Source organism: Clostridium sp. AM33-3 (genome assembly GCF_003480315.1).
In the GTDB taxonomy this organism is placed as follows: domain Bacteria; phylum Bacillota; class Clostridia; order Lachnospirales; family Lachnospiraceae; genus Brotaphodocola.
On the sequence record NZ_QUIV01000002.1, the window covers coordinates 66,644 to 84,062 of the forward strand.

The 17,419-nt window shown below is 51.3% G+C and carries 14 protein-coding genes; 12 read left to right on the plus strand and 2 right to left on the minus strand.

Going from position 1 to position 17,419, the window contains the following annotated elements; translation table 11 throughout:
- Complete coding sequence (locus DW819_RS01575) at positions 1-1,029, minus strand: 3'-5' exonuclease (RefSeq protein WP_118731902.1); 1,029 nt, start codon at positions 1,027-1,029, stop codon at positions 1-3.
- A 158-nt stretch (positions 1,030-1,187) separates the two neighbouring features.
- On the opposite strand from DW819_RS01575, the gene DW819_RS01580 reads away from it, so the two are divergent.
- The 12 genes from DW819_RS01580 (at position 1,188) to DW819_RS01635 (ending at position 15,029) form a co-directional block, all read left to right on the plus strand.
- Positions 1,188-2,117, plus strand: coding sequence for an SH3 domain-containing protein (locus tag DW819_RS01580; protein WP_118731764.1), 930 nt, complete (start codon positions 1,188-1,190; stop codon positions 2,115-2,117).
- A 299-nt stretch (positions 2,118-2,416) separates the two neighbouring features.
- Entirely contained in the window at positions 2,417-2,728 is a 312-nt protein-coding gene (locus tag DW819_RS01585; RefSeq protein WP_118731765.1) for an ATPase, read from the plus strand.
- A 4-nt stretch (positions 2,729-2,732) separates the two neighbouring features.
- Positions 2,733-3,776, plus strand: a complete 1,044-nt coding sequence (locus tag DW819_RS01590; RefSeq protein ID WP_118731766.1) for a V-type ATPase subunit — start codon at positions 2,733-2,735, stop codon at positions 3,774-3,776.
- A 90-nt stretch (positions 3,777-3,866) separates the two neighbouring features.
- Positions 3,867-5,864 (plus strand): V-type ATPase 116kDa subunit family protein, encoded by a 1,998-nt coding sequence (locus DW819_RS01595; protein ID WP_118731767.1) that lies wholly within the window; start codon positions 3,867-3,869, stop codon positions 5,862-5,864.
- Positions 5,865-5,909: 45 nt separating this feature from the next.
- Positions 5,910-6,341, plus strand: a complete 432-nt coding sequence (locus DW819_RS01600; protein WP_118731768.1) for an ATP synthase subunit C — start codon at positions 5,910-5,912, stop codon at positions 6,339-6,341.
- 3 nt (positions 6,342-6,344) lie between these two features.
- The gene (locus DW819_RS01605; protein WP_118731769.1) at positions 6,345-6,653 is read left to right on the plus strand and encodes a V-type ATP synthase subunit F; all 309 of its coding nucleotides are present in this window, start codon (positions 6,345-6,347) and stop codon (positions 6,651-6,653) included.
- Between the two features lie 15 nt (positions 6,654-6,668).
- The gene (locus DW819_RS01610) at positions 6,669-7,274 is read left to right on the plus strand and encodes a V-type ATP synthase subunit E (protein WP_118731770.1); all 606 of its coding nucleotides are present in this window, start codon (positions 6,669-6,671) and stop codon (positions 7,272-7,274) included.
- Positions 7,267-9,033: a V-type ATP synthase subunit A gene (locus DW819_RS01615; RefSeq protein WP_118731771.1), complete on the plus strand. Its 1,767-nt coding sequence runs from the start codon at positions 7,267-7,269 to the stop codon at positions 9,031-9,033. The genes DW819_RS01610 and DW819_RS01615 overlap by 8 nt, the downstream gene beginning before the upstream one ends.
- Positions 9,034-9,045: 12 nt before the next feature.
- Complete coding sequence (locus tag DW819_RS01620; protein WP_118731772.1) at positions 9,046-10,458, plus strand: V-type ATP synthase subunit B; 1,413 nt, start codon at positions 9,046-9,048, stop codon at positions 10,456-10,458.
- A gap of 12 nt (positions 10,459-10,470) precedes the next feature.
- Positions 10,471-11,088 carry a V-type ATP synthase subunit D gene (locus DW819_RS01625; protein ID WP_118731773.1) on the plus strand — a complete coding sequence of 206 codons (618 nt, stop codon included), beginning with the start codon at positions 10,471-10,473 and terminating at the stop codon, positions 11,086-11,088.
- A gap of 97 nt (positions 11,089-11,185) precedes the next feature.
- Positions 11,186-12,847 carry a peptidoglycan-binding protein gene (locus tag DW819_RS01630; RefSeq protein ID WP_243025491.1) on the plus strand — a complete coding sequence of 554 codons (1,662 nt, stop codon included), beginning with the start codon at positions 11,186-11,188 and terminating at the stop codon, positions 12,845-12,847.
- 472 nt (positions 12,848-13,319) lie between these two features.
- The gene (locus DW819_RS01635; RefSeq protein ID WP_118731904.1) at positions 13,320-15,029 is read left to right on the plus strand and encodes a carbon starvation CstA family protein; all 1,710 of its coding nucleotides are present in this window, start codon (positions 13,320-13,322) and stop codon (positions 15,027-15,029) included.
- A 78-nt stretch (positions 15,030-15,107) separates the two neighbouring features.
- Here DW819_RS01635 and DW819_RS01640 read toward each other — a convergent pair whose 3' ends face one another.
- The gene (locus tag DW819_RS01640; protein ID WP_118731774.1) at positions 15,108-17,417 is read right to left on the minus strand and encodes a HAMP domain-containing sensor histidine kinase; all 2,310 of its coding nucleotides are present in this window, start codon (positions 17,415-17,417) and stop codon (positions 15,108-15,110) included.
- Positions 17,418-17,419: the final 2 nt, after the last annotated feature.

The following is a 17,419-nucleotide window of genomic DNA, read 5'->3' on the forward strand; positions in this document are numbered from 1 at the left end:
TCACGGAAGTTTTTTTGTGCATATGGAGGTGCTGGCTGTTTTTTTCTGCGCCTGCTTCTGTCTGCGCTTCATACGGTTGCGTTCCGCGCGCTTTTTGCGGACATCCTCTTTTCGCTGGATGATGTTCTGAGCACCTTCTTCATCGGTCAGCTTCAGGGTTTTGACTACGAAGACGGATTCCTCTTCCACTTTTTTCATGCGGATTTTTCCTTTCAGGTAGCCATGTTCCGGGCAGCACGCCAGGGCAAAGTAGGTTTTCTGGTTTGGCGTGAACCAGCGGACCTTTTTGCGGAGCATACGGCCGCAGCGGTAGCACATCATCTCGGTAACGCCTTTGTCCTCCATGGCATCTTCCTTGGTGTCAAAGATCCGGGAAACATATTTGGAATATCCGGGAAATGTCATGCGGATTTCTTCTTTTTTATCGGCAGGAAGCCGGTAGTAGTCTACGGACAGAAATGGCAGGATGGTATCCGGGCCGGGCTCGTGGCCAAGCATGGTGAGAAGCTTTCCGGTGTAGTAAGCGTCATCCAGGGCGCGGTGAAACGGCCGGTTTTCCAGAAGACTTTGCTCTTCCACGGCAGAGTCCAGGGAAATTCTTGCGTTCTCACGGCAGAAAAGGCCGTAGAGCTTTTGTACATCATAATAAAAAAGCGGCTTTGGAAAGGGATTGTCCATGTGATAGTAATCCATGTTCCGCTGTAATTCCAGGAGATCCATGTTGCCCCAGGTACAAAATACAGCATCCCCGCCGCACCAGGAAAGGAAGTCGGCTGCGGCATCCGGGAAAAGCTCTCCGCTGTTTCGCAGTTCCTTCATATCCATGTGGGTGACTTCGGAGATAGCATGATGCATCTGGGTGTACACCTGAGGCCGGATCAGGCGATGAAATTCATCCACCATCTGAAAGGCTTCATTCAGCTTTACCGCGCCGATTTCAATAATTTCGAAAGGAAAATGCGGAATGGACCGCTCTTTTCCGTTTGCGCTCTGATTCCATTCTAAGTCAAATACAATGTAGTTTTTCATAATGGAGATATTATAGCATAAGGATACCATTTTGCCTAGAGTAACAGATATCACCTTACAGTTTCCTTACAATAGAAAAAATGATGCTTTTTTGAGTGCGCAATTCGTGAGAATATAGTATAATTGTAGGAGAAAACCGGGTACAAAGGAGGATCTTTATGGCAATGAATGGAAACAGCAGCTGGGATAAGATCCAGCAGGGAGTAAAGGATACAGAACGACTGATTGTTCAGAGAGAATATAATGCGTCTATGGTCAAAGCACGTCAGACGCTGGAGTTTATGGTGAAGAACCTGGCAGATCAGGCGGGTATCATGGATGAAAGCGATCTAAAGGGCATGATCGATGTGCTTTATGAAAACCGGTGGATATCCAAAACCACCTGTGAGCATTACCATAAGATCCGCATGATCGGCAACAAGGCGGCCCATGAGGGGGATTCCAACGCCTACAGCGCGAACCAGGCATATCATATGCTTTCTCAGGAGGTTTACACCTTTGCGGATGATTACCGCAATGCCAAAAAGGGAAGAAAGCCGCTTACAAGGCCTGCAGTACAGGGCAGCAGCCAGAACCGTACCGGTGTCGGACGGGGAAGCAGCGAAGCAATACGCACAAACCGCGTGGACAGCAGCACAAAACGTGCCGGTAAAAGCTACGGACCGGGCCGCGCCGGCAGCTCCCAGGCGGCGCGAAGCCGGAAACGTTCCGGAAGCCAGAGTTCCTCCTTTTCCTTATATACCCTGTTGAAGCTGCTGGTTCCGGTGCTGTGTATTGTGCTCCTGCTTCTGGTGGTGAAGCTTGCAAAGCCGGAAAGCAGAACAAAAGAGACGGAAGGTCCTACTGCTGTGGAGACTATGGAAGCTACGGAGGCATCGCAGGAAGAGACAGAAAGCAGCGGTCCGGTTTACCGCACCACAGATGTACTGAATGTGCGGCCGGAACCGAGTACATCTTCTGAGCGTATCGGTCAGTTGAATGCAGGTGTTACCGTAGAGTATGTACGTGCCTACGACAGTGACTGGGCGGTTATTCTTTATAATGGTCAGGAAGCCTATGTGGCCAGCCAGTATCTGACTGCCGAATAAAATTACCTGATGCAGAAAATTTCGAGAACGGATGGGACAGAATATGCGTAAAGGCGCAAAATTCTGCCCCATCCGTTTTTGCGTCTGAAAGTAAGCTTTTAAAATTTCTATATGTGTGAAAAGTTATTTCGTCATTATGCCTAAAAACTATCGCTATAAAATTGTTATTGTTTCATTTTGACTATGGTATTTTTTTAACAAAGGAGTATGATGTTAGCAGAAAGCCTATATTTTGTATAATTGTGACTGTGAAGGGACTGAACAGTTACGTATAATTTTATTCTTATAGGAGGGTCAGGATGGATACCGTTATCAAGAGGATATCGGAGATTGAACAATCTGCGGTAGCGGTCATGGATGATGCCGCTGCGCGCAAGAAAGCCTTTGCTGCCGAGATGGAAGAAAAGACCCGGCGGTTTGACCAGACAGCAGATGAGGAGACAGAAAAAAAGCTGCAGAGTCTCCGACGGGAGATGGAAACCAGGATGAACCTGGAATTGTCCGGGCAGAAGGCGGAAGCAGAAAAGCAGCTTGCGCAGATGGAAAAAAATTATGAGCTTCACCATGAAGCTTATGTAAAAAAGCTGTTTCAGGAACTGATAAAGGAGTGATCGTATGGGGCTTTTGGCTTACAGCGGGATTACGACAAAGGTGCGGGCGATGGAGAGCCGCCTGCTGAAGCCGGAGCAGTTTCAGGAGCTGGCGGAGCAGGAAGATGTGCGGAGCGCGGCAGATTATCTGAAAGCGCAGCCGGCATACGCAGAAGTTTTTGAGGGTCTGGATGATACGAAGCTGCACCGCGGGTACATGGAACAGATCCTGACGCAGTCGGAATACCGTGATTTTACCAGGCTTTACCGTTTTTCCGGCGTGAAACAGAGACGGTTCCTGGATCTCTATTTTAAGCATTATGAAGTGGAAGTAATAAAAAAGCTCCTGCGGCATGTGCTGGGAGGCCGGGAAGGCCAGCCGGACTTGTCCATGTTCCAGGATTTTTTTGAGAAGCATTCCGATCTGAATTTGGAGCTGCTTTGCAGGGCAAAGAATTTTTCGGAGTTTACCGAAGCACTGGAGGGGACGGTATATGGAGAACTGCTGAAGCAGATGCAGGAGAACGGCCAGCCTGGCCTGTTTGACTGTGAGCTGAAGCTGGATCTGTTCTATTTTCGGTCACTCTGGAAATTGCGGAGCAAGATTTTAAGCAAAGAAGAACGGAAAATCCTGGATGTCTGCTTTGGAAGCCGTCTGGATCTGCTGAATATCCAGTGGATCTGCCGGGCGCGAAACTTTTACCGGCTGTCTCCGGCTGAAATCTATGCACTGCTGATATCGGTTCATTACCGGCTGCGGGCGGACAAGGTGAGGCAGCTGGTGGAGGCAGAGGACGAAGCAAAGTTCTATGAGGTGTTAAAGGAAACACCATACGGCAGGCAGGAAGAGCTTCAGACGGGAAGAACGCCGGACATCCAGCTTTTGTCGAATCAGATGTTAAACCGGATTTACGGAAAGACAGGACACCGCTATCCGCATTCTCCGGCGGTGCTGGATTCGTATCTGTACCGGAAAGAACTGGAGATGCGAAAGATCATCACGGCGCTGGAGGGAATCCGGTACGGACTTCCGGCGGCGGAGATTATGGGACTGCTGGCAAAGCAGTAAGCAGGAGGTTTGTGCAGTGCGGGAGCATTGCAACCAAGGCAGAGGCTGCGCAGAGAAAGCGCGAACCTCTGCAGACAGGAGGAGTTACCCGTGATAGAGAAAATGAAGTTTTTAAGTATCACAGGTCCGAAGGATGATATTGACCGGGTGGTGGACCAGTATCTCTCAAAGTATGAGATCCAGCTGGAAAACGCTCTGTCGGAGCTGAAAACGGTGGCAAATCTGCGACCGTATCTGGAAATCAATCCATATAAGGCGGAGCTGCAGACGGCAGCGGCACTGATGGAGGAGATCAAAGGAAACAAAGCAGTGGATGGCCATGGCAGGGATACGGGGACGGTAAGACGTGAACCTGGTCAGGTGATACAGGCGCAGGATTCCGGACTCACCGGACTTTCCGTGGAGAATGCTGTGAACACCGTCCACAGCCTGGATGAGCAGCTCCAATCTCTCCGGACCCAAAAGGAAGCGCTGGAAACGCAGGTGCAAGGCATTGAGGAATCCATGGACCGGGTGATTCCTTTCACAGATCTGAACTATGACCTGAAGGATATCATGCATTTTAGGTATATCAAATTCCGGTTTGGCCGCATGACCCATGAATACTACAACAAGTTTATGGATTATGTGTATGATACCATTGATACGGTGGTTCATAAGTGTCAGGAGGATGCGGATTACGTCTGGCTGGTGTACTTTGTGCCGGAGCCGCTTAGCGACAAGATTGACGCAATCTACGCGTCCCTGCATTTTGAACGGTTTTTCCTTCCGGATGAATATGAAGGAACACCGGTGGAGGCCACCCATGAGCTGGAACACCAGCTTGCGGAGCTTTATGAAAAGATCCGGGATGTGGATGAAAAAATCGGCAGCGCGCTGGAGTCTCACGCAGAGGAATTGCGAGCGGCATACCGGAAGCTGGAGACCTACTCCGGAAACTTTGATGTGCGAAAGCTTGCGGCCTGCACAAAGGATAAGGATCACACCTTCTACATTCTCTGCGGCTGGATGAGTGAGACAGACGCAAAGGCCTTCCGTAAGGAGCTGGAGGAAGACCATGATACCTTCTGCTTTGTGGAGGAGGATCATGACAATATTATCAGCAGACCACCGACCAAGCTGAGGAATCCGGGGCTGTTCAGGCCCTTTGAAATGTTTATCCGCATGTATGGGCTTCCATCCTATGAGGAGATCGATCCGACCGTCATTCTGGGCCTGACATACTCGTTTTTGTTCGGCTTCATGTTTGGTGACGCGGGACAGGGCCTGTGTCTGATGCTTGGCGGCTACCTGCTATACCGGGCAAAGAAGATGAACCTGGCAGCCATTATTTCCTGCTGCGGCTTCTTTTCCACGATATTTGGCTTCCTCTTCGGCAGCGTATTCGGTTTTGAGAATATCATCAAGCCGCTGTGGCTGCGTCCGAAGACTGCCATGACAAATCTTCCTTTTGTAGGAAACCTGAATACGGTATTTATCGTGGCGATCGCCATGGGCATGGGAATCGTTCTGATGACTATGGTGCTCAATGTCATCAACAGTCTGAGAAGCCATGACACGGAAAAAGCATTTTTTGATACCAACGGCATTGCAGGCATCGTATTTTACGGTGCGCTGGCTGTGACCATTATCTTGTATATGAGCGGTCATGTGCTTCCGGCCACCGCAGTTTTAGTGGTTATGTTTGTAATCCCGCTTCTGGTGATCTTCTTTAAGGAGCCGCTTACGGCACTGGCTGAGAAGCATGCGAAGATCATGCCGGAGGAAAAGGGCATGTTCTTTGTGCAGGGTGTGTTTGAATTGTTTGAAGTATGCCTGAGCTATTTTTCCAACACGCTTTCCTTTGTCCGTGTGGGAGCTTTCGCAGTAAGCCACGCGGCCATGATGGAAGTGGTACTGATGCTGGCCGGTGCTGAGGCGGGAACGCCCAACTGGCTGGTAGTAGTGCTTGGCAACCTGTTTGTGTGCGGCATGGAAGGGCTGATCGTGGGTATTCAGGTACTCCGTCTGGAGTATTATGAGCTGTTCAGCCGTTTCTACCGGGGTACCGGACGGGAATTTAAGCCATATGGAAAGCAGAATGGATGATAGACAGCAAAAGACAGATTTTAAAATAAAAAGGAGAATCCGATCATGACAGTATTAGCAAAAATCACACTGGCAGCAGCCTTACTTTTAAGCATTGCAGTTCCGTTTGGCGCATTTGCGGCAGGCGAGAAGACAAAGGGACGTTATAAAACAGCCATTGGCGTAAACGTATTCCTGTTTATGGCAACCATCGGCGTGGCAGCAGGACTCATGTTTACCGGTCATGCGTTTGCGGCAGAGGAGACCGCCAAGGCTGTGAACAGTGCGGCCGGATGGGGTTATCTGGCAGCAGCACTTTCCACCGGAATGAGCTGCCTGGGCGGCGGTATTGCCGTATCCGCAGCAGCATCCGCAGCGCTAGGAGCCATCAGTGAGGACGGCTCCATCCTTGGTAAATCCCTCATCTTCGTAGGTCTTGCCGAAGGTGTCTGCCTGTACGGACTGATCATTTCCTTTATGATCCTTGGTTCTCTGTAAACGATGAAGATGTATCTCATCAGTGACAACATCGACACCTGGACCGGCATGCGTCTGGCCGGTGTGGAAGGCGCGGTGGTGCACGGGAAAGAGGAACTGAAGGCGGAGCTTGATAAGGTTCTGGCCGACAAGACCATCGGAATCGTTCTGCTGACGGAAAAATTCGGGCGGGAGTTCCCGGAGCTGGTGAATGAGGTAAGGTTAAATCACCGGCAGCCGCTTTTTGTGGAGATTCCGGATCGTCATGGAACCGGCCGCAAGCCGGACTTTATCACGGCCTATGTAAATGAAGCAATCGGATTGAAATTGTAAAGGAAGGTGACCAACTTGACCACCGAGGAAAAATTACAGCATTTTCTGGATACCTGCATGGAGGATGCCAGAGTCCGCAGCGGGCGGATGCTGGATGAATATATGACGGCACTGGAAAAGACATTTGAGGAACATAAGGCAGATACCCGGAGACGGGAGAAGCTGCAGCTTTCGCAGGAAACAGAGAAGATCGAGCGCGAGATCAACAAGCAGCTGGCAGTGGGCCAGATCGACATCCGCCGGACTCTGGGCAGAAAACAGGAAGAGTTAAAGGATAAGCTGTTTGTGGAGCTTCGCGATATGCTGGCAAATTACCTGGAAACTCAGGATTACCAGAAGCTTTTAGAGCGTCAGGTGCAGCATGCCGTTGAATTTGCCGGAACGGACCAGGTGATCATTTACCTGGATCCAGTGGATGAGGATAAATGTAACCGTCTTGCCCTTCACAACGGGAATGCGGAGCTTCGCATCAGTGAATATTCGTTTACCGGGGGCACGCGCGCGGTGATTCCTGCGCGCCACATCCTTATTGATAATTCGTTCCAGACCAAGCTGGAGGAAGCCAGGGAGAAGTTCCACTTCGACCTGAGCCTGACAGAAGGAGGAAACGGCCATGTCTAAGACGGGGGTGATCCGTGGGATTAACGGCCCTATCGTCCATGTAAAAGGCGATCCGGGCTTTACCATGAATGAGATGGTCTATGTAGGCCATGATAATCTGGTGGGTGAGGTCATTGGCTTAAAGGCCGGGGACACCATCATCCAGGTATATGAGGAGACGGCCGGAATCCGGCCGGGCGAGCTTGTGACGGGAACCGGAGCACCGGTATCCGTTACCCTGGCCCCTGGCATTCTGACCAATATTTTTGATGGTATCGAGCGGCCGTTGAGCGAGATCGCAAAGACCGGCGGTGCCTACATCAGCCGCGGTGTGAATGTCAGTGCCCTGGATACGGAAAAGAAATGGCAGACCCACATGACCGTAAAGAAGGGTGACCGGGTTTACGGGGGCACTATCATTGCGGAGGTGCCGGAGACTCCGGCTATCCTGCATAAGGTGATGGTTCCGCCGGACAAGGAGGGGTATGTGCTGGATGTTGTGGAGGATGGCGAGTATACGATCAGCGATCCGCTGGTAACGATCCAGCATCTGGATGGAAGTGAAGAAACACTGACCATGACCCAGAAATGGCCCATCCGTGTGGCAAGACCGACGGCAAAGCGCTTCCCGGCTACCAGGCCGTTAATAACCGGTCAGCGCATTCTGGATACACTGTTCCCGCTAGCCAAGGGCGGCACGGCGGCAATCCCGGGCGGTTTCGGTACCGGGAAGACCATGACTCAGCACCAGATCGCAAAATGGTCTGACGCGAACATCATCATTTATATCGGCTGCGGCGAGCGTGGAAACGAGATGACGCAGGTTCTGGAGGAGTTTTCCGAGCTGATCGATCCGAAAACAGGCAATCCGCTGATGGACCGCACCACGCTGATCGCCAATACCTCCAATATGCCGGTGGCAGCCCGTGAGGCGAGCCTGTATTCCGGTCTGACACTGGCGGAGTATTACCGGGACATGGGCTATCATGTTGCTATCATGGCGGATTCCACCTCCCGGTGGGCGGAGGCGCTGCGTGAGCTGTCCGGACGTCTGGAGGAGATGCCGGCGGAGGAAGGCTTCCCGGCTTATCTGGCCTCCAAGCTGTCGGCCTTTTATGAGCGGGCCGGCATGATGCAAAACTTAAACGGTACCGAGGGAAGTGTTACCATCATCGGCGCGGTATCGCCCCAGGGCGGCGACTTCTCTGAACCGGTGACACAGAATACGAAGCGTTTTGTTCGCTGTTTCTGGGGACTGGATAAGAATCTGGCTTATGCGAGACATTTTCCGGCCATTTCCTGGCTGACAAGCTACTCGGAATATTTGAATGACCTGGGTTCCTGGTATACGGAAAATGTAGATAAAAAGTTCGTGGATTACCGAAACCAGATTGTTTATCTGTTGTCCCAGGAGAGCAGCCTGATGGAGATCGTCAAGCTGATCGGCGGTGATGTGCTGCCGGATGACCAGAAGTTGATTCTGGAGATTGCCAAGGTGATCCGTGTTGGATTTCTGCAGCAGAACGCGTTCCACAAGGATGATACCTGCGTTCCCATGGAGAAGCAGTTTAAGATGATGGAGATCATTCTGTATCTGTACCGCAAGTCCCGCTCTCTGATTTCCATGGGTATGCCGATGTCGGTGCTGAAGGTGGATCCGATTTTTGACCAGGTTATCGCCATCAAGTATGATGTGCCAAACGATAACCTGGCATTGCTGGACGAATATAAAACAAAGATTGATACGTTCTATGAGGGCGTCATTGAGCGGAACGCATAGGAGGGCTGTGAAATGGCAATTGAATATTTGGGTTTAAGTGCGATCAACGGCCCTATGGTGGTGTTGGAGGGCGTTTCCGGCGCAGCTTACGATGAGATCGTGGAAATGACCGTGGATGGAAATAAACGCAAGCTGGGCCGCATTATTGAGGTGTATGAGGACAAGGCTGTGATCCAGGTATTTGAGGGTACCGAGGGTATGGGCTTAAAAAATGTACACACCCGCCTGACGGGTCATCCGATGGAGCTTGGCGTGTCAACGGAGATGCTGGGCCGCACCATGAACGGAATCGGTGAGCCGATCGACGGACTGGGAGAGATTCTGCCGGAGAGGATGCTGGATGTAAATGGCAAGCCCTTAAACCCGGTGACCCGTGAATATCCGCGAAATTATATCCGTACCGGAATTTCTGCCATTGACGGTCTGATGACCCTGATCAGGGGACAGAAGCTGCCGATCTTTTCCGGAAACGGACTTCCGCATGATCAGCTGGCGGCGCAGATCGTGCAGCAGGCATCTCTGGGGGATGACTCTGACGAGCAGTTTGCAATTGTCTTTGCTGCCATGGGCGTGAAGCACGATGTGGCAGAGTTTTTCCGCCGGACCTTTGAGGAAAGCGGCGTTTCCTCTCATGTGGCCATGTTCATGAATCTGGCCAATGACCCGGTGGTGGAGCGTCTGATCACGCCGAAATGCGCGCTGACGCTGGCTGAGTATCTGGCCTTTGAGAAAAACATGCACATTCTGGTCATTTTAACGGATATGACATCCTTTGCGGAGGCTATGCGTGAGGTATCCTCTTCCAAGGGTGAGATCCCGTCCCGAAAGGGCTTCCCGGGATACCTGTACAGTGAGCTGGCAGCGCTTTATGAGCGCGCAGGCATTGTAAGAGGTGTGAATGGCTCCGTAACCCAGATTCCGATCCTGACGATGCCGAACGATGATATCACCCATCCGATCCCGGACCTGACCGGTTACATTACCGAGGGGCAGATTGTTCTGGACCGGGAGTTAAACGGCCAGTCAGTCTACCCGCCGATCAACGTACTGCCGAGCCTGTCCCGTCTGATGAAGGACGGCATCGGTGAAGGCTACACCCGGGCTGATCATCAGGCAGTGGCAAACCAGCTGTTCTCCTGCTATGCAAAGGTGGGAGATGCAAGAGCGCTGGCATCGGTCATCGGTGAGGATGAGCTGTCACCGCTGGATAAAAAATATCTGGTATTTGGCCGGGAGTTTGAGCATCGTTTTGTGGGCCAGGATCCGCATGATAACCGGAACATCATTACCACGCTGGATATTGGCTGGCAGCTTCTGGGCCTGCTTCCGAAGGAGGAACTGGACCGGATCGATACGAAGCTTCTTGCGCAGTACTATAAGGCAACAAAGCTGGATGAGAACGGGGAGCTGGTGGATGCAGAGTAAGGAGGGATCCGTATGAATCTGAATACTTTCCCGACAAAGGGAAACCTTATTTTGGCGAAGAATTCCCTTGCGCTGGCCAGCCAGGGCTATGAGCTGATGGACAAGAAGCGGAACATCCTCCTGCGGGAGCTGATGGGGCTGATCGATCAGGCAAAGGACATCCAGGCAGAGATCGACACGACCTTTACTGAGGCCTATAAGGCTTTACAGAAAGCCAATATCGAGCTGGGAATCGGTTTTATCCAGGATATTGCCGGGACGATTCCGGTGGACGATACGATCCGCATCAAGACCCGCAGCATCATGGGAACGGAGATTCCGCTGGTGCAGCATGAGCCGGTGCCTCTGACACCGGGTTACGCTTTTCTTAGCACCAGTCCGGCGCTGGATGAGGCCCGGATGCATTTTGAAAAGGTGAAGGAGCTGACGGTAAAGCTTTCCATGGTGGAAAACTCGGCCTACCGTCTGGCCTCCAGCATCAGAAAGACCCAGAAGCGGGCCAATGCATTGAAGAACATTACCATTCCGACATACCAGAATCTGGTAACAACGATCGGGAATGCGCTGGAGGAGAAGGACCGCGAGGAGTTTACGCGGCTGAAAGTAATCAAAAGGTCAAAAACAGGTTAAGGCTTCACAGAAATTGTGAACTGTGATAAAATATAGCGAACGGCGAGGAAATTGAGTGGTGCCGGTCGCGAAAATAAGGTCAACAGGGGGGTTCGGAATGAGGAACCCCTTTGTCATTTACACAGGAAGTGAGGTCAGAATTTTGACAACTGTAAATATACATAGAAGCTGGAAAAGAAGAGTACAGTGCTTTGGTGCAGCGCTTCTGGCTATGAGCATGCTGGCGGGCTGCGGTACATCCCAGACCGCAAAACAGGCAGAGAGTGAGAGCACCGAGGAGAATCTGGTCCTGATGGAGGAGACTCTGCCGCAGACCGCGGCAGATGAGACCGTTATGGCGCTGTCGCCGGACGGTCCGCTGCTTCCGTCTGTTGAGGGCGTGGACGCAGAGTACAGTGAGCCGATCCCGGATTATCTGCGTATCGGTGAAAAACACCCGATCGTCTTAAAGCTGCAGCAGCGCCTGATGGATCTGGGCTTTATGGATAACGATGAACCGACGGATTATTACGGGGAAGTGACCCAGAGTGCAGTCAAGATCTATCAGCGCCAGAACAAGCTGGCACAGGACGGTATCATCGGTCCGGATACCCTGGAGGCGATTCTTTCCCCGGATGCCAAGTATTATGCAGCCCAGAAGGGCGATGAGGGTACCGATATTACCCGTATCCAGAGCCGTCTGTATGAGCTTGGCTATCTGGCCAGCGACAGCGAGGTGACAGGCAGCTTTGGAGATGATACCGAAACGGCGGTTATGAAGATGCAGAGCGTGAACGGCCTGGAGCAGGATGGTAAGGTCGGAAGAAAAACCATGAACCTCCTCTACAGTGAGGATGTGAAGGCAAATATGCTGGCTTACGGAGAGAAGAGCGATCTGGTTCTGGCAGCCCAGAAGCGTTTGAAGGAGCTGGGATATATGACCACCGAGCCGGATGGCAGCTACGGAAATGATACGATCATTGCAGTCAAACAGTTCCAGTCCCGCAATGACCAGATTGTAGATGGTTATCTGGGACCGGCTACCCGTGTGGCGTTAAACAGTTCTGACGCGGTTCCGAACGGTCTGGCCCTTGGAGACAGCGGTGATAACATCCAGCGGGTACAGAACCTGCTCAGTAAGCTGGGATATCTGAAATCTGCCAATGTGACCGGTTACTATGGTGAGGTGACCGAGGATGCGGTCAAGCTGTTCCAGCGCACGAATGGACTGAGTGCGGATGGTGCGGTCGGTGTCATGACCATGGCAAAGCTGACCGGCGGAGATGCGAAGAAAGCACCGGCCCAGCCGAAGACGAATACCAGTAAAAACAACAGCAAAAACAACAGAAAAAATAATTCAAATGGCGGAAGCAAGGGCAATTCCGGCAGCACTGCTGTTCCGAATACCGGTGGTGCCAGCGGCGGCGCGAGTGCGCTTCTGGCGGTGGCAAGCTCCAAGCTTGGCTGTCCGTATGTATGGGGCTCCAAGGGACCGAACTCCTTTGACTGTTCCGGTTTCGTGTACTGGTGCTTAAACCAGGTTGGCGTGCGTCAGAGCTACATGACTTCTTCCGGATGGAGAAACGCGGGAAGATACACCAGGATCAGCAGCTTCTCTAATCTGCGTGCCGGTGATATCATCGTTGTAAGCGGCCATGTAGGAATCGTGGCAGGCGGCGGAACGGTTATTGATGCCTCCTCCGGTAACGGTAAAGTCGTTCATCGATCCTTAAGCTCCTGGTGGGCAAATAACTTTATCTGCGGATGGAGAATTTTCTAAAAATGCATTGTACCAAATCAAAAACTTTTCAAAAAAATAATTGACAAATGAAATAATGGTACTATAATGGCAGATATTCAAAGATTCACATCCAAATGCGTTGAACAGGACAAGGCTTTTTTGTCAGATGCGTTTTCAGAGAGCTTCCGGCCGGTGTGAGGAAGCAGCGCGGCAAAGGAGTTATCCCCTGCAAGCAGATTGTCTGAAATGCGAAAAGTAACGCTGGTGATACCAGGTGAAAGCAGACAGTAAGACAGTACGGAAACCCACCGTTAACAGGGCTCGTATTCATCCGGACTGAGAGACGGAGGATATGGTCAGAGAGGCTGATGGAATGTCAGCAAGGGAAGTGGTAACGCGGAGCGCGTATTTTATGATTAGCATATATGCCTTCGTCTTCCTGCGGAAAATTCTGCGGGAGGACGGAGGTTTTTCTTTTTTCCGCGTTATGGTTTTGAGAGGAGAGATCATTATGAATACACTTGTTATAGTATTAATCGCAGCTGTGTGTCTGTTCTGCGGATACACGTTTTACGGCCGCTGGCTGGCAAAGAAATGGGGGATCGACCCGAAGGCCAAGACCCCGGCAGTTGCTTTAGAGGATGGACAGGATTATGTGCCGACCGACGGCTGGACTGTTTTCGCACATCAGTTTTCCTCCATCGCAGGCGCAGGCCCTGTCACCGGTGCCATTCAGGCAGCTGCATTCGGATGGGTTCCGGTGCTTCTGTGGGTTATCCTTGGCGGCATCTTCTTCGGTGCGGTAACCGACTTCGGCGCACTGTATGCCAGTGTCAAGAATGAAGGTAAGTCCATGGGACTTCTGATCGAGAAATACATCGGCAGGACCGGACGGAAGCTGTTCCTTCTGTTCTGCTGGCTGTTTACTTTAATTGTTATCGCAGCATTCGCTGATATGGTTGCAGGTACGTTCAATGCTTACACTGTAGCAGATGGTGTGACCTCCCTTTCCCCGGCGGCACAGACCAACGGCGCGGCAGGTTCCATCTCCCTGATGTTCATTGTATTTGCCATGGTATTTGGTGTCATTCAGAAGCATCTTCATCTGACCGGCTGGAAAGAGACTCTGGCCGGACTGGCATGCACCGTTGCAGCATTTGCAATCGGTATGGCATTCCCGGTTGTAGCTGGTAAAGACACCTGGTCTTATCTGACCTTTGCTTACATCTTCCTGGCAGCTGTTATGCCGATGTGGCTCTTAATGCAGCCGCGTGATTTCATGACTACCTTCATGTTTGCAGGCATGATCATCGGTGCTGTTGTTGGCCTGGTGGTTGCGCATCCGACCATGAACCTTCCGGCTTACACCGGATTTAAGAATGCCAAGATGGGCGATATGTTCCCGATCCTGTTTGTAACCGTAGCGTGCGGAGCGGTTTCCGGATTCCACAGCCTGGTATCTTCCGGAACCTCTTCCAAGACGGTTTCCAATGAGAAGGATATGCTGAAGGTTGGTTATGGCGCCATGGTATTAGAGAGCCTGCTGGCTGTTCTGGCATTATGTGTAGCCGGTGCGGCAGCTGCAGCAGATGGTACCGCAGCAACCGGAACTCCGTTCCAGATCTTCTCTGCAGGTGTTGCAGGCTTCCTGGAGATGTTTGGTATCCCGGTTTATGTAGCACAGTGCTTTATGACCATGTGTGTATCTGCCCTGGCTTTAACCAGCCTGGATTCCGTGGCACGTATCGGACGTATGTCCTTCCAGGAACTGTTCTCTGCTGATGATATGGAGCATGCAGAGGGCTGGAGAAAGCTTCTTTGCAATAAGTACTTTTCCACTGTGGTAACCCTGGCCTGTGGCTTTATCTTAACCAAGATTGGTTATTCCAACATCTGGCCGCTGTTCGGCAGTGCAAACCAGCTGTTAAGTGCTCTGGTACTCATCACCCTGTGTGTATTCTTAAAGGTAACCGGAAGAGAGAACAAAACCCTGTTCCCACCGCTCATCATCATGCTGTGCGTTACCTTTACCGCACTGGTTGAGAGAACCATCGCCCTGGTACATGCTTTCGGTGCAGGTACCGCAGTCTTCATGGTAGAAGGCTTACAGCTGATCATTGCGATCCTGTTAATGGTACTGGGTATCATCATTGTGTACACATCCGGGAAGGAACTGTTTCAGAAGAAGGGTGTGAAGAACGCGCAGGTAAAGAATGCGTAAGAGTATATAGAATCGTAAATATAAGAAAGACGCAAGTCACAAAATATGTGGCCTGCGTCTTTTTTGAACTCAGATAGCTCATGCCGTCTGATCTGGTTTTTTAATCCCAAATCCCACGCGCACCTTGAACAGATCTCCATCAATTAAGATCTCGAAGGTTCCACCCTGGAGCTTTGTGAGGCTCTGGGCAATGGAGAGGCCGAGGCCGCTTCCTTCGGTGGTGCGGGAGACATCTCCGCGGACAAATCGCTCAGTAAGTTCATCACCCTGTACGTTTAACGGGTTTGCGGATATGTTTTTAATCGTAAAGTAAACTTTGTCGTCTTTCAGTTTCAGGTCAGTGTAGACCCGGGTGTGTTCCATGGCGTATTTGAACGCGTTGTTGTAGACATTTTCGAGGACACGCCAGAGGTGGCGCCCATCTGCCTCGATGAGAATGCTGCTTTCCGGCAGTGTGGACACCAACTCCAGGCTTCGGGTAGCAAATTTCTCTTCAAATTCGCCGTTGGTCTGCCAGATCATTTCTACAATGTCCAGAGTGGTCATCTCCAGCTTGACATTTCCGGAGCTTGCCTTGGAGGCTTCCACCAGGTCTTCGGTCAGATTTTTTAAACGCTGGGATTTCTGATCCAGGACTTTTAAGTATTCCCGGGCGCGTTCCCCCGGAATCTGTTCCCTCTTCAGCAGGTCTACATAGTTAATAATAGAAGTGAGCGGGGTCTTGATATCGTGGGATACGTTTGTGATCAGGTCGGCTTTTAGGCGTTCGCTCCTGACCTGCTCCTGAAGGGCACGCTCCAGTCCGGTTCCGATGCTGTTGATCATGTTGCCGACTCTCAGTTCCTTTCCCTCCAGACCGGCCAGATTCATCTGATAGCTGGTGTCACCGCCCGCAATTTTTGTGATGGCATCTGCAATCTGGTCTTCCTGCTGGGACTGCAGGAACAGTCGGTGAAAGGTCTTGTAATCCAGACCGACCAACAGGAGGAGCGTGATGATGCCGATAATCTTTGCGGACATATGGGACCGTAAGCAGACACATACAGCGATCAGGCTGATGCCGATGGCCTGTGCTGCAAGAAAGGCAGTAAACAGGCAGAAGAGCCGCCGGGAGTAGGTATGGTCTGCAAAATACAGGTTCAGATTTTTGAGGAAATGGTGAAGCATACTGTTTGTCCCCAGCTGGCGGCTCTTGTAGCGCCGCAGCATGCTGAATGCGCCGGTCATACAGCAGCCGTAGATGATCATGGCCCGCATCATCCGCTCGGCAAAGCCCCAGTCTTCAGTCCGGGCAACAAGATGGATCAGCGGATAACCAATCTTCTCTCCCAGAAATAGCATGAACATGGTGCTGACTGCTGTCAGCAGGATCCCGCTTTCGGTGGTGATCATGTCAAAGCCATGCAGGTACGGACTAGTACGGTCTTCTGTGCGGTAACCGGATACCAGGATCAGGTAGTACAGTGTCACCAGGCAGCCAATGATGCCGATAGTCAGGCTAAACATGGCCTCAACGAAGCGGCTGCGCAGATGGCGGTAATCGGCGGCCTGCCGGGCGTATACATCGTCTGCATCATATTGGGTATCTACGGCAACCGTCATGTGGTACCGGTCTGCGTCATTTGCGTTCAGCTGCTCCAGCTGGGCCATGACATTTTTGGGAAGTTCATCCAGATTGCTGTCAATGAGAATGGAACTGCTGTCCACAGAGCAATAACGGCCCAGGGACTTTAACTGGGCATCGGTCAAATCTCCTGCGTTGGAATACTCTGAGACTACAGTCTCATCATCCAGATAATCGATCCGGAATCGGAAGTTGGACGGATTCGACAGCAGACGGTAGTTTACAATGTAATATTCACTTAAGCAGTTTAATACCTCCCGGGACAGATCCAGCAGGGAAGAGAACGCATCGCCCGGTTCCTTTAAGGTGGCGTTGGGATCGTAGGCGCGCCAGTATACCAGCTGGTCTTTTGTTGTGGAGGCATCATCATAGATAAAGAGATCATTGACGACCTCAAACTGGTCATTTAAGTAAAATCCCTGGCTTTTGGCGTAACGCAGGACCTCTTCCAGAGTGTAGGTGATCTCCGGGCCGTTGTCGCGGCTGACGGCAAACATTTCTTTGGAGAGATCCAGATTGCCGTCTGTCTCAAAGACGTCGCGGTAGGCAACATATTTGAAAACGTGATCCAGATCCGCTTGGAACTGCTGGCGAAAGGCTGCGGAATCATCATATTTGCGGTCTAGGATCCAGGACATGCCGGAACCAATATTCGTGTTTAAGTACATAACGCTGATGGAGAGAATAGCCATGAACAAAAACAGGATGTGCAGAAACACAGCAATGTTCTTTTTGATCCGCATGGAATAATCTTTCAGTCTCATGG

What these genes read in the sequence shown, in the direction of transcription:
- DW819_RS01575 (WP_118731902.1), bottom strand. Translation starts at nt 1,029, where the DNA reads ATGAAAAACTACATTGTATTTGACTTAGAATGGAATCAGAGCGCAAAC.
- DW819_RS01580 (WP_118731764.1), top strand. Translation starts at nt 1,188, where the DNA reads ATGGCAATGAATGGAAACAGCAGCTGGGATAAGATCCAGCAGGGAGTA.
- DW819_RS01585 (WP_118731765.1), top strand. Translation starts at nt 2,417, where the DNA reads ATGGATACCGTTATCAAGAGGATATCGGAGATTGAACAATCTGCGGTA.
- DW819_RS01590 (WP_118731766.1), top strand. Translation starts at nt 2,733, where the DNA reads ATGGGGCTTTTGGCTTACAGCGGGATTACGACAAAGGTGCGGGCGATG.
- DW819_RS01600 (WP_118731768.1), top strand. Translation starts at nt 5,910, where the DNA reads ATGACAGTATTAGCAAAAATCACACTGGCAGCAGCCTTACTTTTAAGC.
- DW819_RS01605 (WP_118731769.1), top strand. Translation starts at nt 6,345, where the DNA reads ATGAAGATGTATCTCATCAGTGACAACATCGACACCTGGACCGGCATG.
- DW819_RS01615 (WP_118731771.1), top strand. Translation starts at nt 7,267, where the DNA reads ATGTCTAAGACGGGGGTGATCCGTGGGATTAACGGCCCTATCGTCCAT.
- DW819_RS01620 (WP_118731772.1), top strand. Translation starts at nt 9,046, where the DNA reads ATGGCAATTGAATATTTGGGTTTAAGTGCGATCAACGGCCCTATGGTG.
- DW819_RS01625 (WP_118731773.1), top strand. Translation starts at nt 10,471, where the DNA reads ATGAATCTGAATACTTTCCCGACAAAGGGAAACCTTATTTTGGCGAAG.
- DW819_RS01630 (WP_243025491.1), top strand. Translation starts at nt 11,186, where the DNA reads ATGAGGAACCCCTTTGTCATTTACACAGGAAGTGAGGTCAGAATTTTG.
- DW819_RS01635 (WP_118731904.1), top strand. Translation starts at nt 13,320, where the DNA reads ATGAATACACTTGTTATAGTATTAATCGCAGCTGTGTGTCTGTTCTGC.
- DW819_RS01640 (WP_118731774.1), bottom strand. Translation starts at nt 17,417, where the DNA reads ATGAGACTGAAAGATTATTCCATGCGGATCAAAAAGAACATTGCTGTG.